The organism is Clostridium sp. CS001 (genome assembly GCF_020443565.1).
In the GTDB taxonomy this organism is placed as follows: domain Bacteria; phylum Bacillota; class Clostridia; order Clostridiales; family Clostridiaceae; genus Clostridium_AD.
The window spans coordinates 44240-68226 of record NZ_JAIZZN010000008.1; the positions used below are offsets into that span (position 1 = coordinate 44240).

The 23987-nt window shown below is 31.7% G+C and carries 21 protein-coding genes and 1 other annotated feature; of the genes, 15 read left to right on the forward strand and 6 right to left on the reverse strand.

Annotated features, from left to right (window positions below; translation table 11 throughout):
• Positions 1-194: 194 nt before the first annotated feature.
• Positions 195-1217 (reverse strand): ABC transporter substrate-binding protein, encoded by a 1023-nt coding sequence (locus LGK97_RS07385; RefSeq protein ID WP_226259118.1) that lies wholly within the window; start codon positions 1215-1217, stop codon positions 195-197.
• 178 nt (positions 1218-1395) lie between these two features.
• Between LGK97_RS07385 and LGK97_RS07390 the strand changes: the two genes are divergently transcribed.
• The 3 genes from LGK97_RS07390 to LGK97_RS07400 all read left to right on the forward strand — a co-directional run bounded on the left by LGK97_RS07390 (position 1396) and on the right by LGK97_RS07400 (position 6294).
• Entirely contained in the window at positions 1396-1698 is a 303-nt protein-coding gene (locus LGK97_RS07390) for a hypothetical protein (protein WP_226259119.1), read from the forward strand.
• A 191-nt stretch (positions 1699-1889) separates the two neighbouring features.
• Positions 1890-2117: a binding site (T-box leader), on the forward strand.
• Between the two features lie 71 nt (positions 2118-2188).
• Positions 2189-4831: a valine--tRNA ligase gene (locus tag LGK97_RS07395; protein ID WP_226259120.1), complete on the forward strand. Its 2643-nt coding sequence runs from the start codon at positions 2189-2191 to the stop codon at positions 4829-4831.
• 113 nt (positions 4832-4944) lie between these two features.
• Entirely contained in the window at positions 4945-6294 is a 1350-nt protein-coding gene (locus tag LGK97_RS07400; protein ID WP_226259121.1) for a bifunctional folylpolyglutamate synthase/dihydrofolate synthase, read from the forward strand.
• A 161-nt stretch (positions 6295-6455) separates the two neighbouring features.
• Here LGK97_RS07400 and LGK97_RS07405 read toward each other — a convergent pair whose 3' ends face one another.
• Positions 6456-6704 (reverse strand): TIGR03905 family TSCPD domain-containing protein, encoded by a 249-nt coding sequence (locus LGK97_RS07405; protein WP_226259122.1) that lies wholly within the window; start codon positions 6702-6704, stop codon positions 6456-6458.
• A 147-nt stretch (positions 6705-6851) separates the two neighbouring features.
• On the opposite strand from LGK97_RS07405, the gene LGK97_RS07410 reads away from it, so the two are divergent.
• Positions 6852-7733, forward strand: a complete 882-nt coding sequence (locus LGK97_RS07410) for a YncE family protein (protein WP_226259123.1) — start codon at positions 6852-6854, stop codon at positions 7731-7733.
• A gap of 37 nt (positions 7734-7770) precedes the next feature.
• On the opposite strand, the gene LGK97_RS07415 is transcribed toward LGK97_RS07410, so the two are convergent.
• Complete coding sequence (locus LGK97_RS07415) at positions 7771-8298, reverse strand: DUF4364 family protein (RefSeq protein ID WP_226259124.1); 528 nt, start codon at positions 8296-8298, stop codon at positions 7771-7773.
• Between the two features lie 317 nt (positions 8299-8615).
• Here LGK97_RS07415 and LGK97_RS07420 point away from each other — a divergent pair, with 317 nt between their 5' ends.
• A complete protein-coding gene (locus LGK97_RS07420; RefSeq protein WP_226259125.1) occupies positions 8616-9365 on the forward strand; it encodes a polysaccharide deacetylase family protein in 750 nt (249 codons plus the stop codon).
• 180 nt (positions 9366-9545) lie between these two features.
• Entirely contained in the window at positions 9546-10238 is a 693-nt protein-coding gene (locus LGK97_RS07425) for a single-stranded DNA-binding protein (protein WP_226259126.1), read from the forward strand.
• A gap of 226 nt (positions 10239-10464) precedes the next feature.
• Here LGK97_RS07425 and dapD read toward each other — a convergent pair whose 3' ends face one another.
• Positions 10465-11175, reverse strand: coding sequence for a 2,3,4,5-tetrahydropyridine-2,6-dicarboxylate N-acetyltransferase (gene dapD / locus LGK97_RS07430; protein ID WP_226259127.1), 711 nt, complete (start codon positions 11173-11175; stop codon positions 10465-10467).
• Positions 11176-11483: 308 nt separating this feature from the next.
• Here dapD and LGK97_RS07435 point away from each other — a divergent pair, with 308 nt between their 5' ends.
• Positions 11484-12638, forward strand: a complete 1155-nt coding sequence (locus LGK97_RS07435) for a pyridoxal phosphate-dependent aminotransferase (protein ID WP_226259128.1) — start codon at positions 11484-11486, stop codon at positions 12636-12638.
• 118 nt (positions 12639-12756) lie between these two features.
• Here LGK97_RS07435 and dapB read toward each other — a convergent pair whose 3' ends face one another.
• Positions 12757-13506 carry a 4-hydroxy-tetrahydrodipicolinate reductase gene (dapB, locus tag LGK97_RS07440; protein ID WP_226259129.1) on the reverse strand — a complete coding sequence of 250 codons (750 nt, stop codon included), beginning with the start codon at positions 13504-13506 and terminating at the stop codon, positions 12757-12759.
• Positions 13503-14399, reverse strand: coding sequence for a 4-hydroxy-tetrahydrodipicolinate synthase (dapA, locus tag LGK97_RS07445; RefSeq protein WP_226259130.1), 897 nt, complete (start codon positions 14397-14399; stop codon positions 13503-13505). The genes dapB and dapA overlap by 4 nt, the downstream gene beginning before the upstream one ends.
• Before the next feature lie 1068 nt (positions 14400-15467).
• On the opposite strand from dapA, the gene LGK97_RS07450 reads away from it, so the two are divergent.
• The 8 genes from LGK97_RS07450 (at position 15468) to hslO (ending at position 23717) form a co-directional block, all read left to right on the forward strand.
• The gene (locus LGK97_RS07450; RefSeq protein WP_226259131.1) at positions 15468-16403 is read left to right on the forward strand and encodes an ABC transporter permease; all 936 of its coding nucleotides are present in this window, start codon (positions 15468-15470) and stop codon (positions 16401-16403) included.
• 11 nt (positions 16404-16414) lie between these two features.
• A complete protein-coding gene (locus LGK97_RS07455) occupies positions 16415-17332 on the forward strand; it encodes an ABC transporter permease (protein WP_226259132.1) in 918 nt (305 codons plus the stop codon).
• Positions 17333-17344: 12 nt separating this feature from the next.
• The gene (locus LGK97_RS07460) at positions 17345-18364 is read left to right on the forward strand and encodes an ABC transporter ATP-binding protein (RefSeq protein WP_226259133.1); all 1020 of its coding nucleotides are present in this window, start codon (positions 17345-17347) and stop codon (positions 18362-18364) included.
• Positions 18364-19326 carry an ABC transporter ATP-binding protein gene (locus LGK97_RS07465; protein ID WP_226259134.1) on the forward strand — a complete coding sequence of 321 codons (963 nt, stop codon included), beginning with the start codon at positions 18364-18366 and terminating at the stop codon, positions 19324-19326. Before LGK97_RS07460 ends, LGK97_RS07465 begins: the two co-directional genes overlap by 1 nt.
• Before the next feature lie 349 nt (positions 19327-19675).
• Positions 19676-21373 carry a peptide ABC transporter substrate-binding protein gene (locus LGK97_RS07470; RefSeq protein WP_226259135.1) on the forward strand — a complete coding sequence of 566 codons (1698 nt, stop codon included), beginning with the start codon at positions 19676-19678 and terminating at the stop codon, positions 21371-21373.
• A 218-nt stretch (positions 21374-21591) separates the two neighbouring features.
• Positions 21592-21831 (forward strand): small, acid-soluble spore protein, alpha/beta type, encoded by a 240-nt coding sequence (locus LGK97_RS07475; RefSeq protein ID WP_226259136.1) that lies wholly within the window; start codon positions 21592-21594, stop codon positions 21829-21831.
• A gap of 216 nt (positions 21832-22047) precedes the next feature.
• The gene (locus LGK97_RS07480; protein WP_226259137.1) at positions 22048-22785 is read left to right on the forward strand and encodes a class I SAM-dependent DNA methyltransferase; all 738 of its coding nucleotides are present in this window, start codon (positions 22048-22050) and stop codon (positions 22783-22785) included.
• A 50-nt stretch (positions 22786-22835) separates the two neighbouring features.
• Positions 22836-23717: an Hsp33 family molecular chaperone HslO gene (gene hslO, locus LGK97_RS07485; RefSeq protein ID WP_226259138.1), complete on the forward strand. Its 882-nt coding sequence runs from the start codon at positions 22836-22838 to the stop codon at positions 23715-23717.
• Positions 23718-23987 lie beyond the last annotated feature (270 nt).

The following is a 23987-nucleotide window of genomic DNA, read 5'->3' on the forward strand; positions in this document are numbered from 1 at the left end:
GCTCACACTCAGCGTCCTGCTTCGGGTTCGCTAGCCTGTCGTCCTGGCAGGCTTACGAGGATTTTATATTCGCAAAAGAAGAATTTCTAAATGGAATTTAATAGTTTTATCGTTTCTTATTGCAAGTCACTTCGGAGAAATTTCATACTCCATTAGTATTGGAGGAAATCAAGGAAATTGAAAATACCTCAATACTATTTCAAATCTTTAACTACTTTTTCTGCAAAGGTGTTATTAACAACTTTATCAAAAGATGGTCTTGAAGGGAGTAGGTCTGCTTTATAGGATTGGATTATGTCCATCAGTCTGCTGAAGTCTTCTGATTTTAGTATTGGATTTGGTGAAAGAGCATCTATTTCTTTGTAGTTTTTAATTGATGATATTAAGGCACCTTGGTCTGCTCCAGGGAAGTAAGATTTAATTGAATTACATACTTCCTCGTCTGAATGGCTATTTACCCATTTTTGACCTTTATAAATGGCTCTAGTAACCTTTTCTATTATTACTGGATTTTTTTCTATATAAGATTTTGTAGCAAAAAAGCAGGTGTAAGGCATTGTTCCAGCGGAGGCTCCTATTGATGCTACGATGTAACCTGAGTTATCTTTTTTTAGCATACTAGCAGTAGGTTCAAAAAGAGCAACATAATCGCCTGTACCACCTTGGAATGCTCCAGCATTTGCTGTAAATGCTAGGTTTGTAATAAGGTTTATATTTTCACCATCTTTAATACCATGATTTCTTAAAACATACTCGAGAGCCATTTCAGGAACTCCACCAGGTCTTCCACCTATTACAGTTTTACCCTTTAAGGATTCCCAGTTGAAATTTGGTTCTTCTTTTCTTGATACTAAGAAAGAACCATCTTTTTGTGTTAGTTGTGCAAAAATTACAGGATAGTCTTCTCTTTGTTGATTGTAGATGTAGATAATTTGTTCCGGCCCGCAGAAACCAATATCTACAGCATTACTTAAAACTTGTTGCATGGTTTTGTCTGCGCCTTGTCCTGTTGAAAGATCAATTTCAATGCCTTCTTCTTTAAAGAAACCTTCAGAAATAGCTGCATACATAGGAGCATAGAAAATTGAGCGAACTACTTCATTTAATTTTACTTTTGTTAAAGTTTCATTATTGTTTTTTTGACATCCGGAAAATAAGGTTATTATTAAAGTGAAAGATAGAAGTAGAGAAAAAATCGAAATTTTTTTTAGCTTCATAGAAACCTCCATATTATTAAGTAGTTATCATTATATAGTATGAAAAATTGCGTGAATGTGACATTTTAAATTTTCTGTTTAGAGTGTCTAGGGAATGGTAAGAATATAAGTTGTCAAGATTTTCATATGGATATTAAATAAAAGTTTTGCTATAATATACCTTAGGTGGTGATAATATATGGATAAAGAAATTTTAGAAATTTTAAAGTCAATGCAGACAGATATTACATCAATAAAAACAGACATTACATCGATGCAAATAGACATTACATCTATAAAAGCAACACAGGGAGAACATACACAAATATTAAGAGCTTTAGAACATAAAACCGATGTTATTTCTGCTGAGCAAGAAAATTTAAAGCATGAAGTTGCAGAGATTAAAGGTGACGTTAAAGGCATTAGAAAAGACTTAAGTAATGTAGAGCTTATTACAGCAAGTAATTGGTCAGATATTGTAAAATTAAAAGCTGTGAAATAAATATATATATAAAGCATTCAAACTTTTGTTTTGGATGCTTTTGTTATAGAATAATTATTAAAGTTAGTATTTTAAATTTTAGGAACAAAGCATAAAATCAATCATACATATGGATTATAATAAAAAAAGAAATACCTTGACATATAAAAATCAACATGTATAATTAAGAATAAATGAAATCTCATAAAACTTTAAAGGCTTAGATGAAGAGGAGTAAAGGGAAACTAATATTAAGAGAGGAAGATCCGTAGGCTGTAAGATCTTCTATATGAAAAACCTTGAAGGTAGCTTCGGAGCTTCTTTACTGAATTTATTTAATTATAAGTAGTAGGTAAAGACGGTTTTCTTAATCGTTAAATTATCAAGAGCCTGTAGATTTGCAGGAAAAAAGGTGGTACCGCGAGTTCTTCGTCCTTTTATAGACGAAGGCTCTTTTTGTTTTTTGAAAATTGAGTAGCTTAAAAAGGATATAAATAAGGAGGAATTAGTTATGGAAGAAAATAATAATATTGCAAAAAATTATGATCCTAAAGAATTTGAAGATAGGCTTTATGCATGGTGGGAAGAAAAAGGATTTTTCACGCCAGAGGTTGATAAGGATAAAAAACCATTTACAATAGTAATGCCACCACCAAATATCACAGGACAACTACACCTAGGCCATGCCCTTGATAATACGCTACAAGATATTCTAATAAGAACTAAAAGAATGCAAGGATATAGTACTTTGTGGCTTCCAGGAGAAGATCATGCTAGTATTGCAACGGAAGTAAAGGTTGAAAATGAACTTTTAAAAAAGGGACTTAAGAAAAAGGAAATGGGAAGAGAAGCCTTCCTTGAAAAGGTTTGGGAATGGACAGGTGAATATAGAGAAAAAATAAGAGGTCAATTAAAGAAGATGGGTTGTTCTGCTGACTTTACAAGGGAAAGCTTTACTATGGATGAAAATTTAAATCATGCAGTAAGAGAAGTTTTTGTAAAGTTGTATAATGATGGCCTTATATATCAAGGAAATAGGATAACAAACTGGTGTCCTAAATGTATGACGGCAATTTCAGATGCTGAAATAGTGTTTGAAGAACAAGCAGGTCACTTTTGGCATATAAAATATCCAGTATCAGGCAGTGATGAATTCTTAGAAATAGCTACAACTAGGCCGGAAACTATGCTTGGGGATACTGCAGTAGCAGTAAATCCTAAAGATTCACGTTATGCACATTTAGTAGGAAAGACACTAATTTTACCTCTAGTAAATAGGGAAATACCAATAGTTGCAGATGATTATGTTGATTTAGAGTTTGGAACAGGAGCTGTTAAAATCACTCCAGCACATGATCCCAATGACTATCAAATAGGAAAGAGACACAACCTACCAGAGATAGTTGTTATTAATGAAAACGGAACTATATGTGAAGGATATGGAAAGTATTCAGCTCTTGATAGATATGATGCAAGAAAGCTTATCATAGAAGATTTAGATAAAGCAGGATTGCTAGTTAAGATAAAAGATCATGCTCATAATGTAGGTACTCATGATAGATGTAATACTACTGTAGAGCCAATGTTATCAAAACAATGGTATGTTAAAATGGAATCCCTAGCAAAACCAGCTATAGAGGCTGTACGTGAAAAACAAACTAAATTTGTTCCAGAGCGATTTGAAAAAACCTATTACAATTGGATGGAAAACATTCAAGATTGGTGTATATCAAGACAATTATGGTGGGGACATAGAATTCCAGTGTGGTATTGCAAGGACTGTGGAGAAATTATAGTTGCAACAAATGATCCAAGCAAATGCAATAAGTGTAATAGTACAAATATTCAGCAGGATAAAGATGTATTAGATACTTGGTTTAGCTCAGCATTATGGCCTTTTTCTACACTAGGATGGCCAAATAAAACAGAGGATTTAAGTTATTTCTACCCAACAAGTGTTTTAGTAACAGGATATGACATTATATTCTTCTGGGTTGCAAGAATGATTTTCTCAAGTATATATAATATGAAAGAAGTGCCATTTGAAACGGTATTAATGCACGGAATGGTTAGAGATGATCAAGGAAGAAAAATGTCTAAGTCCTTAGGAAATGGTACAGATCCACTTGAGGTAATAGAAAAGTACGGTGCAGATGCTTTAAGATTCTCACTTGCAACAGGAAATGCACCAGGTAGTGATATGAGATTTTATGAATCAAGAGTAGAAGCTGCTAGAAATTTTGCAAATAAAATTTGGAATGCCTCTAGGTTTGTTATGATGAACTTCAATGAAGAATTAATGATAAAATATAAAGAAGATAGAAACTATACTGTTGCTGATAGATGGGTACTATCAAGAATGAATACTGTTGCAAAAGAAGTTACAGAAAATATTGAGAAGTTTGAAATAGGTATAGCTCTTCAAAAGGTTCAAGATTTCATGTGGACAGAATTCTGTGATTGGTATATAGAACTTGTTAAACCAGTACTATATGCAGAAGATGGGCAGGCAAAGGGTATCGTTCTTAACGTACTAAACACAGTTCTTATTACAGGACTTAAGTTACTTCATCCAGTTATGCCATATATTACAGAAGAAATATTTGTTCATGTACAAAAGGAATGTGAGTCAATAACAATATCAAAATGGCCAGAATATAATGAAGAGCTTAAAGATGAGAAAGCTGAGGAAAGCATGAATTATATCATAGAAGCTATAAAAGATGTAAGAAATGCTAGAGCGGATATGGATGTACCTCCTTCAAGAAAAGCAAAAACATTTATTTATGCTACAGAAGGAAAAGAAGCTTTTGAGCAAGGATTAGTTTATTTTGAAAAACTTGCTTCTGCTAGCGAAGTAGTATTCTTAAGTTCTAAATCAGAAGCACCAGAAAATGTTGTTACAGTAGTAACTAAAGGCGCAGAGGTTTATATGCCACTACTTGAACTTGTAGATTTAGAAAAAGAATTAGATAGATTAAACAAAGAAAAAGAAAAACTAGCCAAAGAAATTGACAGGGTAGAGAAAAAGCTTTGCAATGAAAAGTTTACAGCAAAAGCTCCAATAGAGGTAGTTGAAGAAGAAAAAGCAAAAGGTGAAAAATACAAAGAAATGTACAATTCAGTTATTCAAAGTATTGAAAATTTAAAATAAATTTTAATTAATAAAAGTTACCTATGTTAAATTGAAACATAGGTGACTTTTAAGTTGAGAATAAAAAACAGTTATTAACCTTACTTATTAGTGATTTGAAAGGAAGGATAAATATGAATTATGATGAGGCTATTGCTTATATAAAAAACACAGCAAAGTTTGGCAGTAAACTTGGTCTAGAGAGAACGGAGAAGATATTAGAACTTTTGGGAAATCCACATAAAAGATTAAAATGTATACATATTGCCGGAACTAATGGAAAAGGGTCTACCACAGCTATGATTACTAAAATATTAGTTGAGGCAGGGTATAAGGTAGGTTCGTATATATCTCCATTTATAGAAGAGTTTGAGGAGCGTATGCAAATAAATAATAAGAATATCCCTAAAGAGGATTTAAGTGATATTATTACAAAGGTTTCTAGGGCTGTAGATACAGTGGTTGCATTGGGGTATAGTAATCCAACAGAGTTTGAAATAATTACCTGTGCAGGATTTTTATATTTTTATGAAAATAATGTAGATTTTGCTGTAGTTGAAGTAGGAATCGGAGGCAGGCTTGATTCAACAAATGTAATTACACCTATTTTAAGTGTTATTACATCTGTTAGCTTAGATCACACTCAAATATTAGGTGATACTATAAAGCAGATAGCTTATGAAAAGGCAGGCATAATAAAGAATGGAATTCCTGTGATTATGTTTCCACAAGAAAAGCAAAGTGAGGAAGTAATAGAAAAAGCATGTAAGGAAAGAAATTGTAAATTAATTAAAGTATCAAAGGATTCATCTTTATTTTTAGGTAAAGAAAATTTACAACAGGTAGCAATCTCCTCCATAGGTGGCGAAATATATAGCAATAACACAGCAACTCAAAAAATAAAGGTTCAAACTTTAAAAAATGATTATATTATTGAGTTAGCACTTTTGGGAAAACATCAATTATTAAACTGTTCCGTAGCAGTCCATGCTATAGAGGAGCTTATAGAGCAAGGTTTTGAAATAAGTAAGGATAATATTTTAATGGGTCTTCAAAGTGTAAAGTGGCCAGCAAGGATGGAAGTAATGAATAAGAAGCCCTTAGTTGTCATTGATGGTGCACATAACATAGATGGTATAAAGAATCTTACAGAAAGCATTGATATGTATTTTAATTATAGTAAAATCATATTAATTTTAGGGATACTAGCAGACAAGCAAGTTGAAGATATGATAAAAAGCATAGTACCAAAGGCAAGTAGAGTTATCACTGTTACTCCTCATAGTGATAGAGCAGAACTTTCAGAGGAATTAAAAGTGCAAGTAGAAAAATATACTACAAACTGTGAAGCAATTGAAGATTATGAAGAGGCTTATAAAAAAGCTTTGAGCTATTGTAGCGAAGAAGATTTATTATTAGTGGCTGGCTCATTATATATGGCTGGAGATATGAGAAAAATAATAAGACACATACACAATAATTAATAGCTTAAAATACTAAAAAGGCATATATTACGTGGTAATGCTATCACGTAATATATGCCTTTAAGATTTAACGACATTTCAGAAGGATATTTACCCCTTCTATAAAGGGTAAATATCCTTCTGAAGTCGTTAATATTGCAGCACCCCAGGTGATGATTTGACTAAGAATTAACAACTAAGGATTCAAGTGCCAGAGCAAATTGATCTGGGCAAGAAGTGCTTTTATCTCCACAGCTAATTCCCTTTAGTCTTTTTATAGCCTCTTGAACTTCCATTCCTTTAACTAGTGTTGAGACTCCAAGCAAGTTTCCAGGGCAGCCTCCTGTAAAAATAACCTCTGATATCTTATTGTCTTCTATTTTAAAATCTATTTTTCTAGTACAAACATTTTTAGGTGTATAACTATACATTTTGTGTTCCTCCATTCCCCGTGATTTTCTAATCACAAAGGTTATTATATAGTATTGGGTACCTAAAGTTCAAGGGGAAATTTCCATTAAAACATTATTAGCATATTATCACTATTTTCATATTATGGTTATGAGGAGGTGGGGGATTTGAGTAAGTTATATGTATGTAATACTTCAGCCGATTGCATATCAAAAGTCAACTTGGATTTATTTGTAGAAGAAGAAAAGATATATCTAGATAAAAATAATCAGAGGAAAATTGGTCCTCATGGTATATATGTTTATAAAGATAAGTTATTGACAGCAAATAGCTATGATAATAGTATTTCTATGGTTAATATTGATAATTATGAAACTGAAAGTTACTTTATAGGAATGCACTGCAATGATTTATCAGTTTACGATAATAAAGTTTATGTTATTTGTGGAGATTCTGATGACATAATAGTTTTTGATTTAGAAAAGAAAAGCATTGTAGAAGCAATTCCATGCGGAAACTTGCCACACAGCATTTATATTTGTAAAAAAAAGAATCTCATTGTAGTAGCAAATATGAATAGTGACAGTATAACAATAATTGATTGTGCATTAAACGGAGCCATTAAAAATATTAGAGTGGGTGCATATCCCACTAAAGCTGTAATTACTACGGATGGAAATTACATTTTAGTTTGTGAGAGTAATATAGGAATGGATAGCAAAGGAAGTATAAGTATTATTTCATTAAAAAACTATAATGTTATTTACAAGATACCTGTTGGTAATTCTCCTGTAGATATGTATTGTAATGAAAAGTATTGCTATGTATCAAATTTTGGAGATGGTACGATAAGTGTATTAGACGTAAATAATTATAAAGAGGTAAAAAAAATTAAAGTTGGAGGTATGCCTAGAGGTATACTAGAAGATGAAAGATATTTGTATGTAGGTGACAATTATAACAATTTACTATTTAGAATTGATAAAATTACTGAAAATAAAAAGGCCATTTCTATTGGCAAAGAGCCTACAGCAATGACACTTCTATAAAAATCGATTATTAATATTGCAGCTTCGAAAAAGATGATTAATCATCAATAAGAAGATTGATAATCTTAGTATAAAGCTCAGAAGGGTTATCTTTCCACTTAGCACACAGGCTCTGAGCTCGCTTGTTAGATGGAACGCTAAGCTTAATATCTATTAGTGTAAAGCTATCTTCTGAAGCAGTTAGGTTAACTAAATAATTATTATTGTTTTCTATTGTGTAATCAGCGCTAACCCTTAGCTCCTTTTTAATATTATCAAGACGAGTTTCTAAGTAGTCATCAATAAGTTGCATCTTGTTTTCAGAAATTCTTTCTTTAAATAAGGATAGAACATTATCACCCTTTTGTGTAATTACCAATCTGCGTTTTCCCTTTTGCTCAGTAGGCTTAAGTAGATTAGATGCAACTAGTTCTGTCATGTATTGTTGCAAAGTAAAGTAATTTATAAAATTATTTTCTAAAATAATTTGTGTTATTTGAATGTTAGAAATAGGAAGCTTTATTTTATAAAATATATAAAGTAAAAGAAGCTTATTTTCAGCGAGTTCTAAAGCATCTTCAAACATATATCTTCCTCCTTGTAATCCGTTTATTATAAAAATAATTAAGAGTTATTTTGATTTATGTAAAATTAGATATAAACATTATAACATAAAAGCATGGAAATGAATCTATGCTTTTAATTTTTAATAATATTAAATAAGTTTTAGATTAATCAAGATTTCTATAAAAATATATTTTGTAAATATAATTACACATATAAATTAATTTATAGAATATAAATTTAAAGAATAAACATATAAGAATACAAAATAGGAAGAAAAGATTGCTTGCTACTATAGGTTATAAAGCAATTCAGAGTTATATAAGGAGGCAGGGGTTTATGGAGTATATAAAAAAGAAGTTAATGGTAATTTTTGTGCTTTTAATTGGAATTCTAGCAACTGTTAGTATTTATAGTTGGAATATCAAGGGGGTATTTTTAGGACAAGAGCGTAAGTTACCAATTTATTGTGTGGATACGAAGGAAAAAAAGATTTCAATCTCTATTGATGTAAGTTGGGGCGTTGATAGGACAGATGAAATATTGAAAGTACTAGATAAGTACAATGTAAAAGCAACATTTTTTATAGTTGGAGCTTGGATAGACCAGAACCCAGATAAATTGAAAGCTATGTACGACAAAGGGCACGAAATAGGAAATCATTCTAATAGACATCCTATAATGACTACGTCATCTAAGGAACAAATAATTAGAGAAATAAGTATTGTAGATGCAAAAATAAGGGCTATAACGGGCCAAGGAACAACACTTTTTAGGTGTCCTTCTGGAGATTACAATAATCTAGTTATTGAAGCAGTAGAAGCTACAAATCATTATTGTATTCAGTGGGATGTTGATAGTATAGATTGGAAAGAGCAAGGAGCGGAAATTGAGTATAACAGAATAATAAAGAATACAAAGCCAGGATCCATACTTTTATTTCATAATAATGCAAAATACACTCCTGAAAACTTGTCTAAAATTCTTGAATTTTTAACGAAGCAAGACTATAAGTTTGTAAAAGTTTCAGATTTAATATATAAAAGTGACTATTATATTGATCACTCAGGAAAACAAATACAAAAATAAAAATAAATGTGTTGAAATTTACCAAGCATCTGTATTATAATGGGAGTACCAATTTGTATTAGTTTTGGTAAAATAGGTATGGGTAAAATTATCTGAATTTTAGGTATATTACTTAGAAAAGCCGAATACTTATATTCTAAAGAAAGTTTATTAAAAAAACTAAGGGAAAGAGGGGTTATGATGGATAATGTTATGTTAAATAACAAGATTTATTTGGAAGGGAAGGTAGTGTCTGAATTAAAGTTTAGTCATGAAATGTATGGGGAAGGGTTTTATGTATTTGATTTTGAAGTTTGGAGACTTAGTGAAACAACAGACATCTTAACTATAACAATTTCTGAAAGATTAATTGCGGGTATGAATATCAACATAGGAAATGAATTTATAGTTGAAGGCCAGCTTAGATCTTATAATAAATTTGTTGATGGGTCAAATAGATTGATATTAACGGTATTTGCTAGGGATATTAAGATTTGTGAAGAGCGCAGTAAAAATCCAAATCAAATTTTTTTAGATGGATATATCTGCAAGAGTCCAGTATATAGAACAACTCCTTTTGGTAGAGAGATTGCGGACATGCTACTCGCAGTTAATAGATTATACAATAAATCAGATTATATACCTACCATCGCTTGGGGGCGAAATTCTAGATTTTGCAAAAGTCTTGAAGTAGGTGACAATATAAGAATTTGGGGAAGACTTCAGAGTAGAGAATATCAAAAGAAATTATCAGAGGATGAAGTTATAAGAAAAGTGGCATATGAAGTTTCTATATCAAAGATGGAAAAGGTTAATCAAGATGGAGAGAACATATTACAGTCAGATATGATGATGGATGAAGAGCACGATTTTGATGCTCTAGACGTTATCTAGGATAATTTTTTACATTGAATTTGTATACGTGTTAAAAGAGCGCTTATTACGTAAAATGCATTCGAACAAGCTTTAGTAATTCAACTAATTTTAATGGGAGATACGTTAAGAAAAGTGTATGTCTGAGCGTTAGCGAGTTTACACTTTTTAGTATCTTTCATTAAAATTAGTTAGAATTACTTAGCGAAGCGAGATGCAGTTGTAGTAATAAGCGCTCTTTTTCTCTTTATTTTCTTAAATCATCAAGTAGTTTAGTTTTTTCTTTAGTGCCATCATCCACAGTTTTTATTATTTTCGCTGGAGTACCAGCAACTACAACATTTTCAGGAACATCACTAACAACTACTGCTCCAGCTGCCACTACTGAATTCTTTCCGATTTTGACTCCTTCTAAGATAACAGCATTTGCTCCGATTAGTACGTTATCTCCAATTTCACAGGGGCTTTTACTTGGTGGTTCAAGTACTCCTGCAACAACTGCACCTGCACCTAAATGAACTCTCTTACCAAGTTTTCCTCTTGCTCCAACTACTGCATTCATATCAATCATGGTTTCATCACCAATTTCAGCACCTATATTAATTACAGCACCCATCATTATTACTGCGTTTTTGCCTATGGTAACTCTATCTCTTATAATTGCACCCGGTTCAATCCGAGCATCTATATTTTTTAGGTCTATTAAAGGAATGGCAGAATTCCTCCTATCTTGTTCAAGTTTGGATTTTTTAATTTTATCTCTATACTTTATTAAAAAATCTGATATTTCCGCACTTTCTCCAAAAAGAATATAAAAATTACCACTACCGAAGTTTTCTATGTTTCCAAACTGGCATTCAGATAAGTCTCCATCAATATAAAGTTTGATTGGAGTAGTTTTTTTAGCTTCTTTTATGTACCTTGCAATTTCATAAGGGTCTGTTAAGTCATAGTTCATATTTACACTCCTTTCGTATTATAAGTATTAAGTCAAGTTCTTGTTTTTATACATTTTATTAAGGATAAACTTTAAATATTGTATCCATAATAAGATAAAATGTAAATTAGTTATTATATTTTAAAGAAAATACATGTAAGGAAAAACAAAACCTAACATAAAACTCTGTACTATATAAATGATATAGTAAAATCTACTTTATATAAACAAAAATATTAACGTTATCCTATAAAAATTTAGAAACTACTGATTTTTAATTTTTTATATAGTAAAATATTTATAACTAAATGTTTGAAAAGGGTGATTTTATGAATAATGTATTTTCAAATAATGTAAGCCAAGTAGAGATTTCTGGAATTAGAAAATTTTTTAATGAGGTTTCCAAAGTTAAGGGAGCTATTTCATTAACTCTTGGCCAACCTGATTTTTCAGTGCCTAAAAATATAAAAAAGGCCATGGCTAGGGCTATTGATGAAGATAAAACTGGATACACAGCTAATGGAGGAATTCCGGAGCTTAGAAATGAGATTTCTAATTTTTTGCACAGTATGGATATTAACTATCTAGCCGACGAAATAGCAGTTACCGTTGGTGGTAGTGAGGCATTGCTATGCATATTTGCAGCTTTTTTAAATTCTGGAGATAAGGTGCTTATACCAACGCCAGCTTACCCGGCTTATGAAAGCTGCGTGAAGATTTTTGGAGGAGAAGAGATTAACTACAATCTTAACAATGACTTCACTATTAACTTTGAAACACTAGAAAGACTCATTAATGAAGAAAAGCCTAAGCTTTTAGTAGTATCTTATCCTTCTAACCCAACTGGAGCAGTATTATCCATAGAAGAAAAAGATAAGCTTTTTAAAATTTTAAAAGAAAAAGATATTTATATAATAAGTGATGAGATGTATAGTTCATTGTGCTACGAAAAATACTATTCTTTAGCTCAAATTAGTGAATTAAGAAATAGAATAATTTTGGTGGGTGGATTTTCTAAGATGTTTTCTATGACTGGACTTAGAGTAGGGTATCTCTGTGCTAGCAAATATATTATGGACAATATAATGAAAGTACATCAGTATAATGTTTCTTGTGCAAACTCAATAGCTCAATGGGGGGCATATGAGGGTTTGCTTTCCTGCGCCAGTGATGTTGATAAAATGAAACGGCATTTTCAGGAGAGAAAGGACTATGTGTATAAAAGATTAAAGGGATTTGGCATGGATGTAACCCTTCCTAGGGGCGCATTTTATATATTTCCATCTATAGCTAGGTTTTCTATGACCAGTGAGGAGTTTTGCCATAGACTTCTATATGAAGGGAAGGTTGCTGTTGTACCTGGGTCAGCTTTTGGCACTGGAGGCGAGGGGTTCATAAGAATTTCATATTCTTATAGCCTTGAGGTGTTAAAGGAAGGATTAGATAGAATGGAAGAATGGATTAATACGTTAAACCTAAATTAGAAGTTTTAAGGGGAAATTAATGATTTGAAAAATATTAAAGAAGAGGCGCAATCTGCTAAGTATTTTATATCTTAGAGGTCGCGCCTTTATTTTAATCCTTTTGTGTATAGAAAGAAATTTATATAGTAACTACATCATCCATACTGTATAAACCTTTCTCTTTTCCGTATACATATTCACAGGCTTTAAGTGCTCCTACTGCAAAGACTTCCCTTGATATTGCTGTATGCTTAATTTCAATGCATTCTCCCTTTCCAGCAAATATGATTTCATGATCACCTATAATATTTCCGCCACGCAAAGCATGAATTCCTATTTCATTAGGTTGCCTCTTGCTTATACCTTGGCGGCCATTAACCAAGATAGTTTCTTCATCAATGGAATTCTTAATTGTGTTTGCAAGAAATAATGCGGTTCCACTAGGAGAATCTACCTTTTGATTATGATGTTTTTCAATTATCTCAATGTCAAAATCCTTGTATAGCATATTACTTATGCTTTTGAGAATATTATTAACTACATTTACACCTATAGACATATTTGCAGAGTGAAACACTGGAATTTCCTCGCTAAGGGAGTGGATTTTACTTAACTGATCTACGGTGTAACCAGTAGTACAAAACACAATGGGAATATTTTTCTCTTTAGAATATTGACATAAGGAATCTAAAGCTTCTGGTCTTGAAAAATCTAAAATTATATCTATGGGGGTTTCGCATTCAGCTATATTGTTGTAGCAGGGATAATCCAGATTAGAAGAGTTTTTATCTACACCAGCAGCTATTGAAACTGTTTTAGATTCTTTTGCCATTTCAGAGATAACTCTACCCATCTTTCCGTTACAACCGTTTATAAGGATTTTAATCATTTAACTTCCTCCTTCACAGTCAGATTATATGATTTTAACTCTTTTTTTAGAATTTGCAAATTAGCCGGCTCCATTTCACATAGGGGTAATCTTAAAAAGCCTACGTCCATTCCCATAAGGTTCATTGCTGTTTTCACAGGGATAGGATTAGTTTCTATAAATAAAGCATAATTAAGAGGGAGAAATCCTAGTTGGATTTTTAGAGCTTTTGCATGCTCGCCCTTAAAGTATAATTCGCACATATCATGAACCTTTCTAGGAATAACATTTGCAATAACAGAGATAACTCCAATAGCGCCTAAAGAGAGTAGAGGAATAACTTGATCATCGTTGCCAGAATATATATCTAATCTATCCCCACAGAGGGATTTAATTTGAGCTATTTGGCTTATATCGCCACTTGCTTCTTTAACCGCTACAATATTTTGTACCTCACATAATTTTAAAAGAGTGCTAGGAGTTATATTAAGGCCTGTTCTTGAAGGAACGTTATATATTATTATTGGCGAAGTTACACTGTTTGCAATTGCTTTGAAGTGTTCAACTAAGCCTTTCTGAGTAGTTTTATTGTAGTAAGGTGTAATTACGAGTAATCCATCTACACCTATCTTCTCTGCCCATTTACTCATACTTATTGCAGCAGCGGTATTGTTACTTCCTGTACCTGCGATTACTGGAATTCTCTTATTAACCACATCAACTACAAATTTTATAGTTTCTTTCCTCTCCTGTTCTGTCATAGTAGAAGCCTCACCTGTAGTGCCACATACTATAATAGCATCTGTTTTAGAATTAATGTGCCATTCTATTAATTCCTCTAGTTTTTTCATGTCTACTCCTCTTTCGTTAAATGGAGTGACTATTGCAACACCGGAACCTTTAAAAATACTCATAAATTGCCTCCTCGTAGTTTTATGGAAAATGAAAATTATTAATTACTGTTTCTTATAGAAATATTTATTTCGTTACTATATAGCTTAGTAAACTATAGTGTGTTTAGTGTAACATTTCGCTATTATTATTGATACTAAGTTAAATAAGAGAAATAATCACTAATAAAATATGTTTTCTCTTTACAATATATTATATATCGCTTCAACTAAAAAATATATATTTTTTAGTTGAAGCCAGAAATGTAAAACTTGCAAGAAAATATTCACAGTACATTATTCAAAAATAGCATGAATGAGTTAATATAAATCATATTATATTAACTTTAGTATAAAAATGCATAAAATATTATCATAATACATAATATATAACGACAGATTAGTTTGACAACTTATAAAAGCTATGCTAATATAATAGAAAAATGATGATAAATGCTTAGAAAGTTTGAAGTTCTTGTTAATTCATTACAATTTATCACAATAAATGTAATAAGTTAAACCTAAAGAAAAGGTTTTCATAATTTCTTTTAAATAGTCAAAATGCTTTTATTTATAGTTTAAATAGGCAGAATCTTTTTTATTGACTATAGTTTCTGAAAGTTTCCATGCGCAGACGGCTAAAACTAGAATTAAAAGCAGTCTAAATATGCTATTTCTAAAACAAAAATATCTTATTCTAAAAGATTCCATCCAAAAAATTATATTGATTTACAATTTAAAGTGGTATATGATGTAACATAAATCGAAATAAAAACAGTTTTCAAATAAAATTTTAATATGGTGCTAAACACGATTTAAACTAACTAAGTTATTAGTTCAGAATTATATTATAGCTTAAATTCAAAATTTGCAGAATATTTACAATGTAAGTATTTTTGCAATTAGGTAAACTAAATAAGTTATATATTTTTGTTTTATAATAATAAATTGTATGTGGACATGCTTTTTATTGGTATCAAATGAAATTATAAGAATAGAAAGAGTTACTTAAGTTTAAACTGTAATTTAATGATGAAACAAAATAAAATTAAATTAGCTTTTAAAAATTAATGATGGGGGGATTTTAGAAAAATGTTTAAATTTATACTTAAGAGAATAGGGTATATGTTTGTGACTCTTTGGATAGTAGCAACGATCACCTTTATGTTGATACACGCTATTCCAGGAGACCCATTAGCAGGAATGGCAAGAAAATTGCCGGAACAAATAAGAATGAATTTCTATGCAAAATACGGTTTAGATCAACCGGTTACAGTGCAATACGGTAGGTTTATGAAAAATATTGTACTTCATGGAGATTTAGGAGAATCGCTTACTTATCAAGGAAGAAAAGTTACTGATGTTATAAAGCTACATGCACCAGTATCAGCAAGACTAGGAATACAAGCGGTAGGAATGGGATTTTTCATAGGGGTAAGTCTTGGAATATTAGCTGCCTTTAATAGAGGGAGGTGGCCAGATTATATAGTTATGTTTATAGCAATATTAGGTGTTTCTGTACCAAACTTTGTTATGGCGTCTCTATTGCAATACTTCTTTACCGTTCAAAATATGTGGCTTCCATCCACAGGATGGGGAGGATTTCAATACACTATATTGCCAAGCATAGCTTTAAGTTTTGGTTCTATAGCTACTTATGCAAGGTATATGAGAGCGAATACTCTTGATATAATAGGTCAAGATTATATATTAACTGCAAAATCTAAAGGTATCTCAAAACTTAGCTTAGTATGGAAACATGTTGTTAGAAACGCCATACTTCCAGCCATCACAATACTCGGACCACAACTGGCTAATATATTTATAGGGTCTTTTGTTATAGAAAATATATTTGCTATTCCAGGGTTTGGTTTTAATTTTGTAACTTCTGTAACAGATAGAGATTACACTATGGTCATGGGACAAACAGTTTTCCTTTGTGCAATGGTAATAGTTGCATATGTTCTAGTGGATATAATATATGGATTGATTGACCCAAGAATAAGATTAACTGGAGAAAAGAGATAGGAGGGGAAAATATGGCACAGTTATCGAAAGAAAAGTTTGAAATAATTGGATGTGAAAATGTTAATGCTGATCAAATATTAAGACCTAGTATGACCTATTGGCAAGATGCCTGGAGACGATTAAAACAAAATAAAGTGGCTACTGCCTCATTAATAATATTAATTTTAATATCATTAATGACTGTTGTGGGACAATATATTAATGGTTTTGAATTTCAACTTAATAACAATGATTTATTAAATATGAAGCCTAATGGAACACATTGGTTTGGGACAGATAACCTTGGACGGGATATATTTTCAAGAGTCTGGGCTGGAGGAAGAGTTTCTATAATAATAGGACTTCTAGGAGCTTTTGTAGATACTGTAGTAGGTAGTATCTATGGAGGAATAGCTGGTTTCTTCGGTGGATTTATTGATGATATTATGATGAGGATAGTTGAGATACTTGCAAGTATTCCTTATCTAGTAGTTGTTATATTAGTTTCACTGATATTCTCAAAAGGTATTGGAGCTATTATTATTGCCATGACTATAACAGGCTGGGTTGGAATGGCAAGACTTGTGCGGGGACAGTTATTACAAATAAAAGAACAAGAATATGTACTGGCGGCAACAGCATTGGGTGCTAGTCCTTCAAGAATCATTGCAAAGCACTTGCTTCCAAATACTTTAGGAATAATGATTGTAGCTATTACTTTTGATATTCCAAGCTTTATATTTGGAGAGGCTTTCTTAAGTTATTTAGGGCAAGGAATCCAATCACCAAACACAAGTTGGGGAGCATTAGCGTCAGCAGCGCAACCAAACCTAATGTTTTATCCTTATCAATTATTCTTCCCAGCACTATTTATTAGTTTAACTATGTTATCATTTACACTGCTTGGTGATGGCTTAAGAGATGCCCTGGATCCAAGATTACGCCAATAGGGAGGAAGAATTATGGAAAAAATATTAGAAGTAAAAGACTTAAGAGTTTCATTTCATACGTATGCTGGTGAGGTACAAGCAGTGAGAGGTATTTCTTTTTACTTAAAAAAGGGAGAGACGTTAGCTGTAGTTGGAGAATCTGGATGTGGTAAAACTGTTACGTCAAAATCTTTAATGAGATTAATTCCAGAACCACCAGGTGAAATTAAGGAAGGTTCGCAAATATTATTTGATGGCAAGAATGTTAGTACTATGTCAGATAGGGAACTTAGAGAACTTAGAGGTTCGGATATATCAATGATATTCCAAGATCCTATGACTTCTTTAAATCCAACTATGACTATTGGAAAACAAATAGCAGAAAGTTTGATTGTACACAGAGGCATGAGTAAAACTGAAGCTATGAATGAAGCGATAAAGATGTTAGATTTAGTTAACATTCCTGATGCAGATAAAAGGGCTCATCAGTATCCACATGAATTTTCAGGTGGAATGAGACAAAGAGCTATGATAGCTATAGCACTTGCTTGTAATCCTAAAATACTTATAGCAGATGAACCAACAACGGCGCTGGATGTTACAATACAATCTCAAATAATGGAACTTATTGCAGACCTTCAAGAAAAACTTGGAACTGCAGTTATTCTTGTAACTCATGATTTGGGAGTTGTAGCAGACGTTGCAGATAGAATACAAGTAATGTATGCAGGACAAATAATAGAGCATGGAACAATAGATGAAATATTTAAAAATCCGCAGCATCCATATACTTGGGCACTACTTCAATCAGTTCCAAGGTTGGATACAAAGAACAAAGGTAAGCTTTATTCATTAAAAGGAACGCCACCGGATTTACTTAAACCACCAGTAGGATGTTCCTTTGCAGCAAGATGTGAATATTGTATGCAAATATGTAGGGAAGAAATGCCAGAAGTTACAACCTTAAGTGAAAACCATGAAGTTTGCTGTTGGTTAAAACATTCTATGGCACCAAAGGTTGATATTCCTGAAGCGTTAAGAGGTGGCAAATAATGGGTAACAATAATGAAATTTTAATTGAAGTTAAAAATCTAAAAAAGTATTTTCAAGTTGGCAAAAATGCTACATTAAAAGCAGTTGATGATGTTAGTTTTTTTATAAGAAAAGGTGAAACATTAGGACTTGTTGGAGAATCTGGTTGCGGAAAAACTACCTGTGGAAGAACAGTAATGGGTATGTATAGTGCAACTGCTGGAGATGTTCTATTTGATGGAATTGATGTTCATAAATTAGATAAGAAGGCGAAAAAAGATTTTGCAAGAAGAGCACAAATAATATTCCAAGACCCTTATGCTTCATTAAACCCAAGAATGACTGTTGGGGATATAATTGGTGAGGGTATAGATATTCATAATATTTATACTGGACAAAAAAGAACCAATAGAATATATGAACTCTTACAATTAGTAGGACTTAATAAAGAGCATGGATCAAGATTTCCACATGAATTCTCAGGTGGACAAAGACAAAGAATAGGAATAGCAAGAGCACTAGCTATAGAACCAGAATTTATAGTATGTGATGAGCCCATTTCAGCTCTTGACGTTTCGATACAAGCACAAATTGTTAATTTACTTATACAACTTCAACAGGAATTAGGCTTAACTTATTTATTTATAGCTCATGACTTATCCATGGTTAAGCACATATCAGATAGGGTAGGAGTAATGTATCTTGGATCAATGGTAGAACTTGCAAGTAGTCACGACCTTTATGAAAAACCACTGCATCCATATACACAAGCGCTGTTATCAGCAATACCTGTACCGGACCCAGAAGTTGAAAGAAACAAAACAAGAATTAAATTAGAAGGTGAAGTTCCGAGTCCTATAAACCCAAAACCAGGCTGTAGATTTGCGCCTAGATGTAGATATGCAAAGCCTATTTGTAGTGAACAAACACCAATTCTTAAAGAAGTAGAAAAAGAGCATTATGTTGCTTGTCATTTATTTTAAGAAATTTACTTGTATAAAATACAGGGAAGGTTCAAAATATTTAGTAAGATAACTTTAAGTTTAACTGTAATTTCTATATTCAGAAAGTTACACTTGATTTTCTGAAATATATAGTATATTATGAATATATGAATTTTAGTAGTTTCTAAAGCAAAAGTATTCTGAATATATCAAATATAAAAAACAAACTGAACATGATGTATTTGATGTAACAAAGCTAGATAGGTTATATTATCAATTTATTTTAGTAAAAATTATATTGATAATAAATATATACTTATTGTTAAGTTTGACAGTAGGAGTTTAGACATTCTTATTATGAACTAACATATTAAAGGGGGGTTTTTTCGTGAAAACAAAAAGATTAATGGCCACTTTATTAACACTTTCACTAACAGCTTCAGTTGCACTTGTAGGTTGTGGAAAAAAAGCTGAAGAACCAAAAACTACAACACCAGGCACAGCAGTTGAATCTAAAATGGACAAAGATCAATTTTTAAATGGCGTTATGAACGCTGAACCAAAATCACTTGACGCATCAATTGCAACTGATTTATACGCATCAGAAACTTTAGTTAACTGTATGGAAGGTTTAACTAGAATTGAGCAAGATGACACTGGTAAAGATGTTATAAAAGAAGCAGGAGCAGAAAAGTGGGAAACTAATGCAGATAAAACTGTATGGACATTCCATTTAAGAGATTATAAGTGGAGTGATGATAAAGCAGTAACCGCTAAGGATTTTGAATTTGCAATTAAAAGAGCTCTTGATCCAAAAGTTGGTTCAACATATGCATTTATTTTATTCCCTATAAAAAATGCTCAAGCATATAATTCTTCAAAGGCTAAGCCTGAAGAAGTAGGAGTAAAAGCATTAGATGATAAGACATTAGAATTTACATTAGAAAAAGCATGTCCATACTTCTTAGATTTAACTTACTTTAAAGTTATGTATCCACAAAGAGAAGACATAGTTAAAGCTAGTGGAGATAAATATGGTACAGAAGCAAACACACTTGTATTTAATGGACCATTTATATTAAAAAATTGGGCTCATCAAAGTAAAATGGAATTCGAAAAGAATCCAACTTATTGGGATAAAGATTCTGTTAAACTTGAGAAGTTAACTCTTAATATTATAAAAGATGAAACAGCAAGAATGAACTCATTATTTAATGGTACAATAGACAGTGCTGGAGTTAGTAAGCAAGAATGGATAGAAAAATTTACTGCAACAGGTAAGTTTGATGTATTGAAAAAGAATGATCCTTCTGCAAATTATACTCACTTCAACCAAAAGGATAAGTATTTTAAAAATGTTAAGATACGTCAGGCCTTCAGTTTAGCTATAGATAGAGAAGAAACATTAAAGGTAATATATAGAGGTCTTGGTCAACCAGCTTATGGATGGTGCCCACCAACACTTCAAATAGGCGGAAAAGACTTTAGAGAAACAGTTGGTGTAGAACCACTTAAGAAATTTAAAGATGAGCATCCAGATGCTAAGGCATTGTTAATTGAAGGATTAAAAGAAATTGGAGCAGATCCAGATCCAGCAAAAATGGATGTTACTGCATTACAAACAGGAACAGATGCTAGAAATAGAGAAATAGCAGAGTATTCTCAACAAGAGGTTAAGAAAGTTTTAGGTGTAAACTTAAAAGCAGAATATGTTGAGTTTGCAATATTCCAAAAGAGAACTGATGCTTATGATTATCAAATGGGTAGTTTAGCATGGAGTGGAGATTACAACGATCCAAATACATTCTTTGATATGTTTGTAACTGGAGCTAATATTGTTTCAACTGGTTGGTCAAATCCAAAGTATGATGATTTAGTTAAACAAGCTGCTAATACAACTGATCCAGAAAAGCGAACAGAATTCTTTAAACAAGCAGAACAAATATTGGTAGTAGATGATGCTGTAATAGCTCCAATCTATTACAGAATGAAAAATACTTTTAGAGCTAAATTCCTAAAAAGAGTTATGTCACCATTATTTGGTGCTAATGACTATAAATATTCTTATACTGAGGGAAGAAAATAGTATAATTTAAACTATAAATAAATTATAACAGTATTTTGGAAATCGGTTAAAGAGTAAAATAATTTATCTAAGATAATGAGTATGGAATACATGAGTTATATGTATTCTATGCTCATTATTTTTTTATTATGTATAAAAAAACTGCTAATTGTAAAAAATATAAGTAATATAGTAAAAAATATATCTCATATTATAATTTTTACAAATGGGAGGATACAATGGGAAAAACACCTTTAAAAAAAGTTATAAAAGCAAAGTTAAGAACAAATAAAGAGCTAACCAAAAATGAAATGCTAAGAGAAGCGTTAAAATACGAAATAGCAGAAGAATTAGGACTCATAGATAAAATAGATGATTGTGGATGGAGTGGATTAACAGCTGAGGAGACAGGAAGAATTGGAGGACTAATGACAAAGAGAAAGAAGATTATAAATCTTCCTAAAAACAAAGATTTTTAAACTAACAGGTAAATACTTTGGACAATAGTTGGTGTATAGGTTAAAATGTTATATACCATTATTGTTTTAACGACATTTCAGAAGGAAAGAATCCACTTTCTACAAAATGAAGTTATATCCAATAACAAAGTGAAAACTTTATGGGAAGTCTAAATCTCCTTCTGAAGTCTTTAATATGCAAGCTTCGAAGAAGATGATTTAAAGGGGAAGTGTAATATGGATTGTTACAAAGATTTTGCACAGATATATGATGAATTAATTAATTCGGATATTGATTATAAAGCATGGGCTTCAAACATTTTATTTATCTGCAAAGAAAATAACATTGACATGGAGAACTATCTGGATTTGGCCTGTGGCACGGGAAATCTTACTGTACAAATAGCAAGTGAATTTAAAAATGCATTTGCAGTAGATTTATCTCCTGAAATGTTAAGTCAAGCTGAAATGAAGATAAGGAATGCTCAGATAAAAGTAAGATTAGTATGCCAAGATATTTGTGAATTGAATTTGAACAATGACTTTAACCTCATAACTTGTTGCTTAGATTCTAGCAACTATATATTGGAGAAAGAAAATTTCAAGAAATATTTAGTAGGTGTCTATAGTTTGTTGAAAAAGGATGGTTTATTTATCTTTGATATTAATTCTTATTATAAACTTACCACTATACTTGGAAATAACACATATAATTATGATAATGATGATGTTGTGTATATTTGGGAAAATTATTTAGAAAATGATGTAGTGGATATGAGCCTAACCTTTTTTGTAAAAGATGGACAAGTATATAGAAGGTTTGACGAGCAACATTCGCAAAGGGCTTACACTGAAGAATATATAGAAGGGTTGCTAGATGAAATAGGATTTGGGATAGTTAAAAAAATGGATAAGTATGAAGATAAAACAGTAAGTGATAAAACAGAACGAATATGTTATGTATTGAAAAAATAAGATAAATAAGGGCGATGATTACACTGCCCAGGTTATAGGAGGAATAGTATATGGATAAATTAGTTAGAGCTACTGCGAAAGAAGGTCAGGTTAGGATTATTGCGGCCATAACTACTGAGCTAGTAAATGAGGGAGTTACAATGCATCAATGTGCACCTACGGGAGCAGCTGCCTTTGGTAGAATGTTAACAGCGGGTACTCTTATGGGAACTTTGCTAAAGTCAAGTCAAGATAGCTTAACAATGCAGATAGATGGTGGAGGAGAAGCTAAGGGAGTGCTTGTAACTGCACATGCAGATTCAAGTGTAAAAGGGTACATAGGGAATCCTAATGTAGATTTACCTGCAAATAGCAAGGGTAAGCTTGATGTAAGTGGTGCTATAGGTAAAGATGGTTACTTGCGAGTTATACGAGACATGGGACTAAGGGAACCATACATAGGTCAAGTTCCAATTTACACAGGGGAAATTGGAGATGACTTAGCTTACTACTTTACTGTCTCAGAACAAACACCTTCAGCTGTAGGTCTTGGAGTTTTAGTTGATATAGATATGAGCATTAAAGCAGCGGGAGGGTTTATAATCCAAATGATGCCTGGTGCAGATGAATTTTTAGCTGATATAATAACATACAGACTTGAAGAAATTCCATCTATTACTGAATTTATATCAAAGGGTATGACTATTGAAGAAATTTTGGAGTTTATCTTTGAAGATATGGGACTTAAAATACACGAAGAGGTTAAACCAACCTATAAATGTGATTGTACTAGAGAAAGAGTTGAGAAGGCATTAATAAGCATAGGCAAAAAAGACTTAGAAGAATTATATAATGATGGAAAAACAGAAGAAATTAAATGTCATTTTTGCAATAAGAACTATGAATTTAATCATGAAGACATCGGACAATTACTGGAAAGTGTTAATTCATAGATAAAAATTTATTTTTAACGACATCCTCATATATATTTCAGAACATATATGAGGATGTTGTATATATTATAATGTGTAGGAAAATAAAGCAAACTCGACAATTGAAGAGTATAATCGAAACAATTAGATATACTCACTATATTTATTGTTGACAATCGTAAGGAAATTTTGTAATATATAAATGTACTCAGCAGCTAAGAAGAGAATATCAAAATAGTAAAACAGTTTACATACAAAGATGTTGACAAGTTTTATAAAATGATGTACTAT

What these genes read in the sequence shown, in the direction of transcription:
- LGK97_RS07455 (WP_226259132.1), top strand. Translation starts at nt 16,415, where the DNA reads ATGGCACAGTTATCGAAAGAAAAGTTTGAAATAATTGGATGTGAAAAT.
- LGK97_RS07395 (WP_226259120.1), top strand. Translation starts at nt 2,189, where the DNA reads ATGGAAGAAAATAATAATATTGCAAAAAATTATGATCCTAAAGAATTT.
- LGK97_RS07400 (WP_226259121.1), top strand. Translation starts at nt 4,945, where the DNA reads ATGAATTATGATGAGGCTATTGCTTATATAAAAAACACAGCAAAGTTT.
- LGK97_RS07425 (WP_226259126.1), top strand. Translation starts at nt 9,546, where the DNA reads ATGGATAATGTTATGTTAAATAACAAGATTTATTTGGAAGGGAAGGTA.
- LGK97_RS07390 (WP_226259119.1), top strand. Translation starts at nt 1,396, where the DNA reads ATGGATAAAGAAATTTTAGAAATTTTAAAGTCAATGCAGACAGATATT.
- LGK97_RS07465 (WP_226259134.1), top strand. Translation starts at nt 18,364, where the DNA reads ATGGGTAACAATAATGAAATTTTAATTGAAGTTAAAAATCTAAAAAAG.
- LGK97_RS07405 (WP_226259122.1), bottom strand. Translation starts at nt 6,704, where the DNA reads ATGTATAGTTATACACCTAAAAATGTTTGTACTAGAAAAATAGATTTT.
- LGK97_RS07435 (WP_226259128.1), top strand. Translation starts at nt 11,484, where the DNA reads ATGAATAATGTATTTTCAAATAATGTAAGCCAAGTAGAGATTTCTGGA.
- hslO (WP_226259138.1), top strand. Translation starts at nt 22,836, where the DNA reads ATGGATAAATTAGTTAGAGCTACTGCGAAAGAAGGTCAGGTTAGGATT.
- LGK97_RS07385 (WP_226259118.1), bottom strand. Translation starts at nt 1,217, where the DNA reads ATGAAGCTAAAAAAAATTTCGATTTTTTCTCTACTTCTATCTTTCACT.
- LGK97_RS07450 (WP_226259131.1), top strand. Translation starts at nt 15,468, where the DNA reads ATGTTTAAATTTATACTTAAGAGAATAGGGTATATGTTTGTGACTCTT.
- dapD (WP_226259127.1), bottom strand. Translation starts at nt 11,175, where the DNA reads ATGAACTATGACTTAACAGACCCTTATGAAATTGCAAGGTACATAAAA.
- LGK97_RS07480 (WP_226259137.1), top strand. Translation starts at nt 22,048, where the DNA reads ATGGATTGTTACAAAGATTTTGCACAGATATATGATGAATTAATTAAT.
- LGK97_RS07475 (WP_226259136.1), top strand. Translation starts at nt 21,592, where the DNA reads ATGGGAAAAACACCTTTAAAAAAAGTTATAAAAGCAAAGTTAAGAACA.
- dapB (WP_226259129.1), bottom strand. Translation starts at nt 13,506, where the DNA reads ATGATTAAAATCCTTATAAACGGTTGTAACGGAAAGATGGGTAGAGTT.
- dapA (WP_226259130.1), bottom strand. Translation starts at nt 14,399, where the DNA reads ATGAGTATTTTTAAAGGTTCCGGTGTTGCAATAGTCACTCCATTTAAC.
- LGK97_RS07460 (WP_226259133.1), top strand. Translation starts at nt 17,345, where the DNA reads ATGGAAAAAATATTAGAAGTAAAAGACTTAAGAGTTTCATTTCATACG.
- LGK97_RS07420 (WP_226259125.1), top strand. Translation starts at nt 8,616, where the DNA reads ATGGAGTATATAAAAAAGAAGTTAATGGTAATTTTTGTGCTTTTAATT.
- LGK97_RS07415 (WP_226259124.1), bottom strand. Translation starts at nt 8,298, where the DNA reads ATGTTTGAAGATGCTTTAGAACTCGCTGAAAATAAGCTTCTTTTACTT.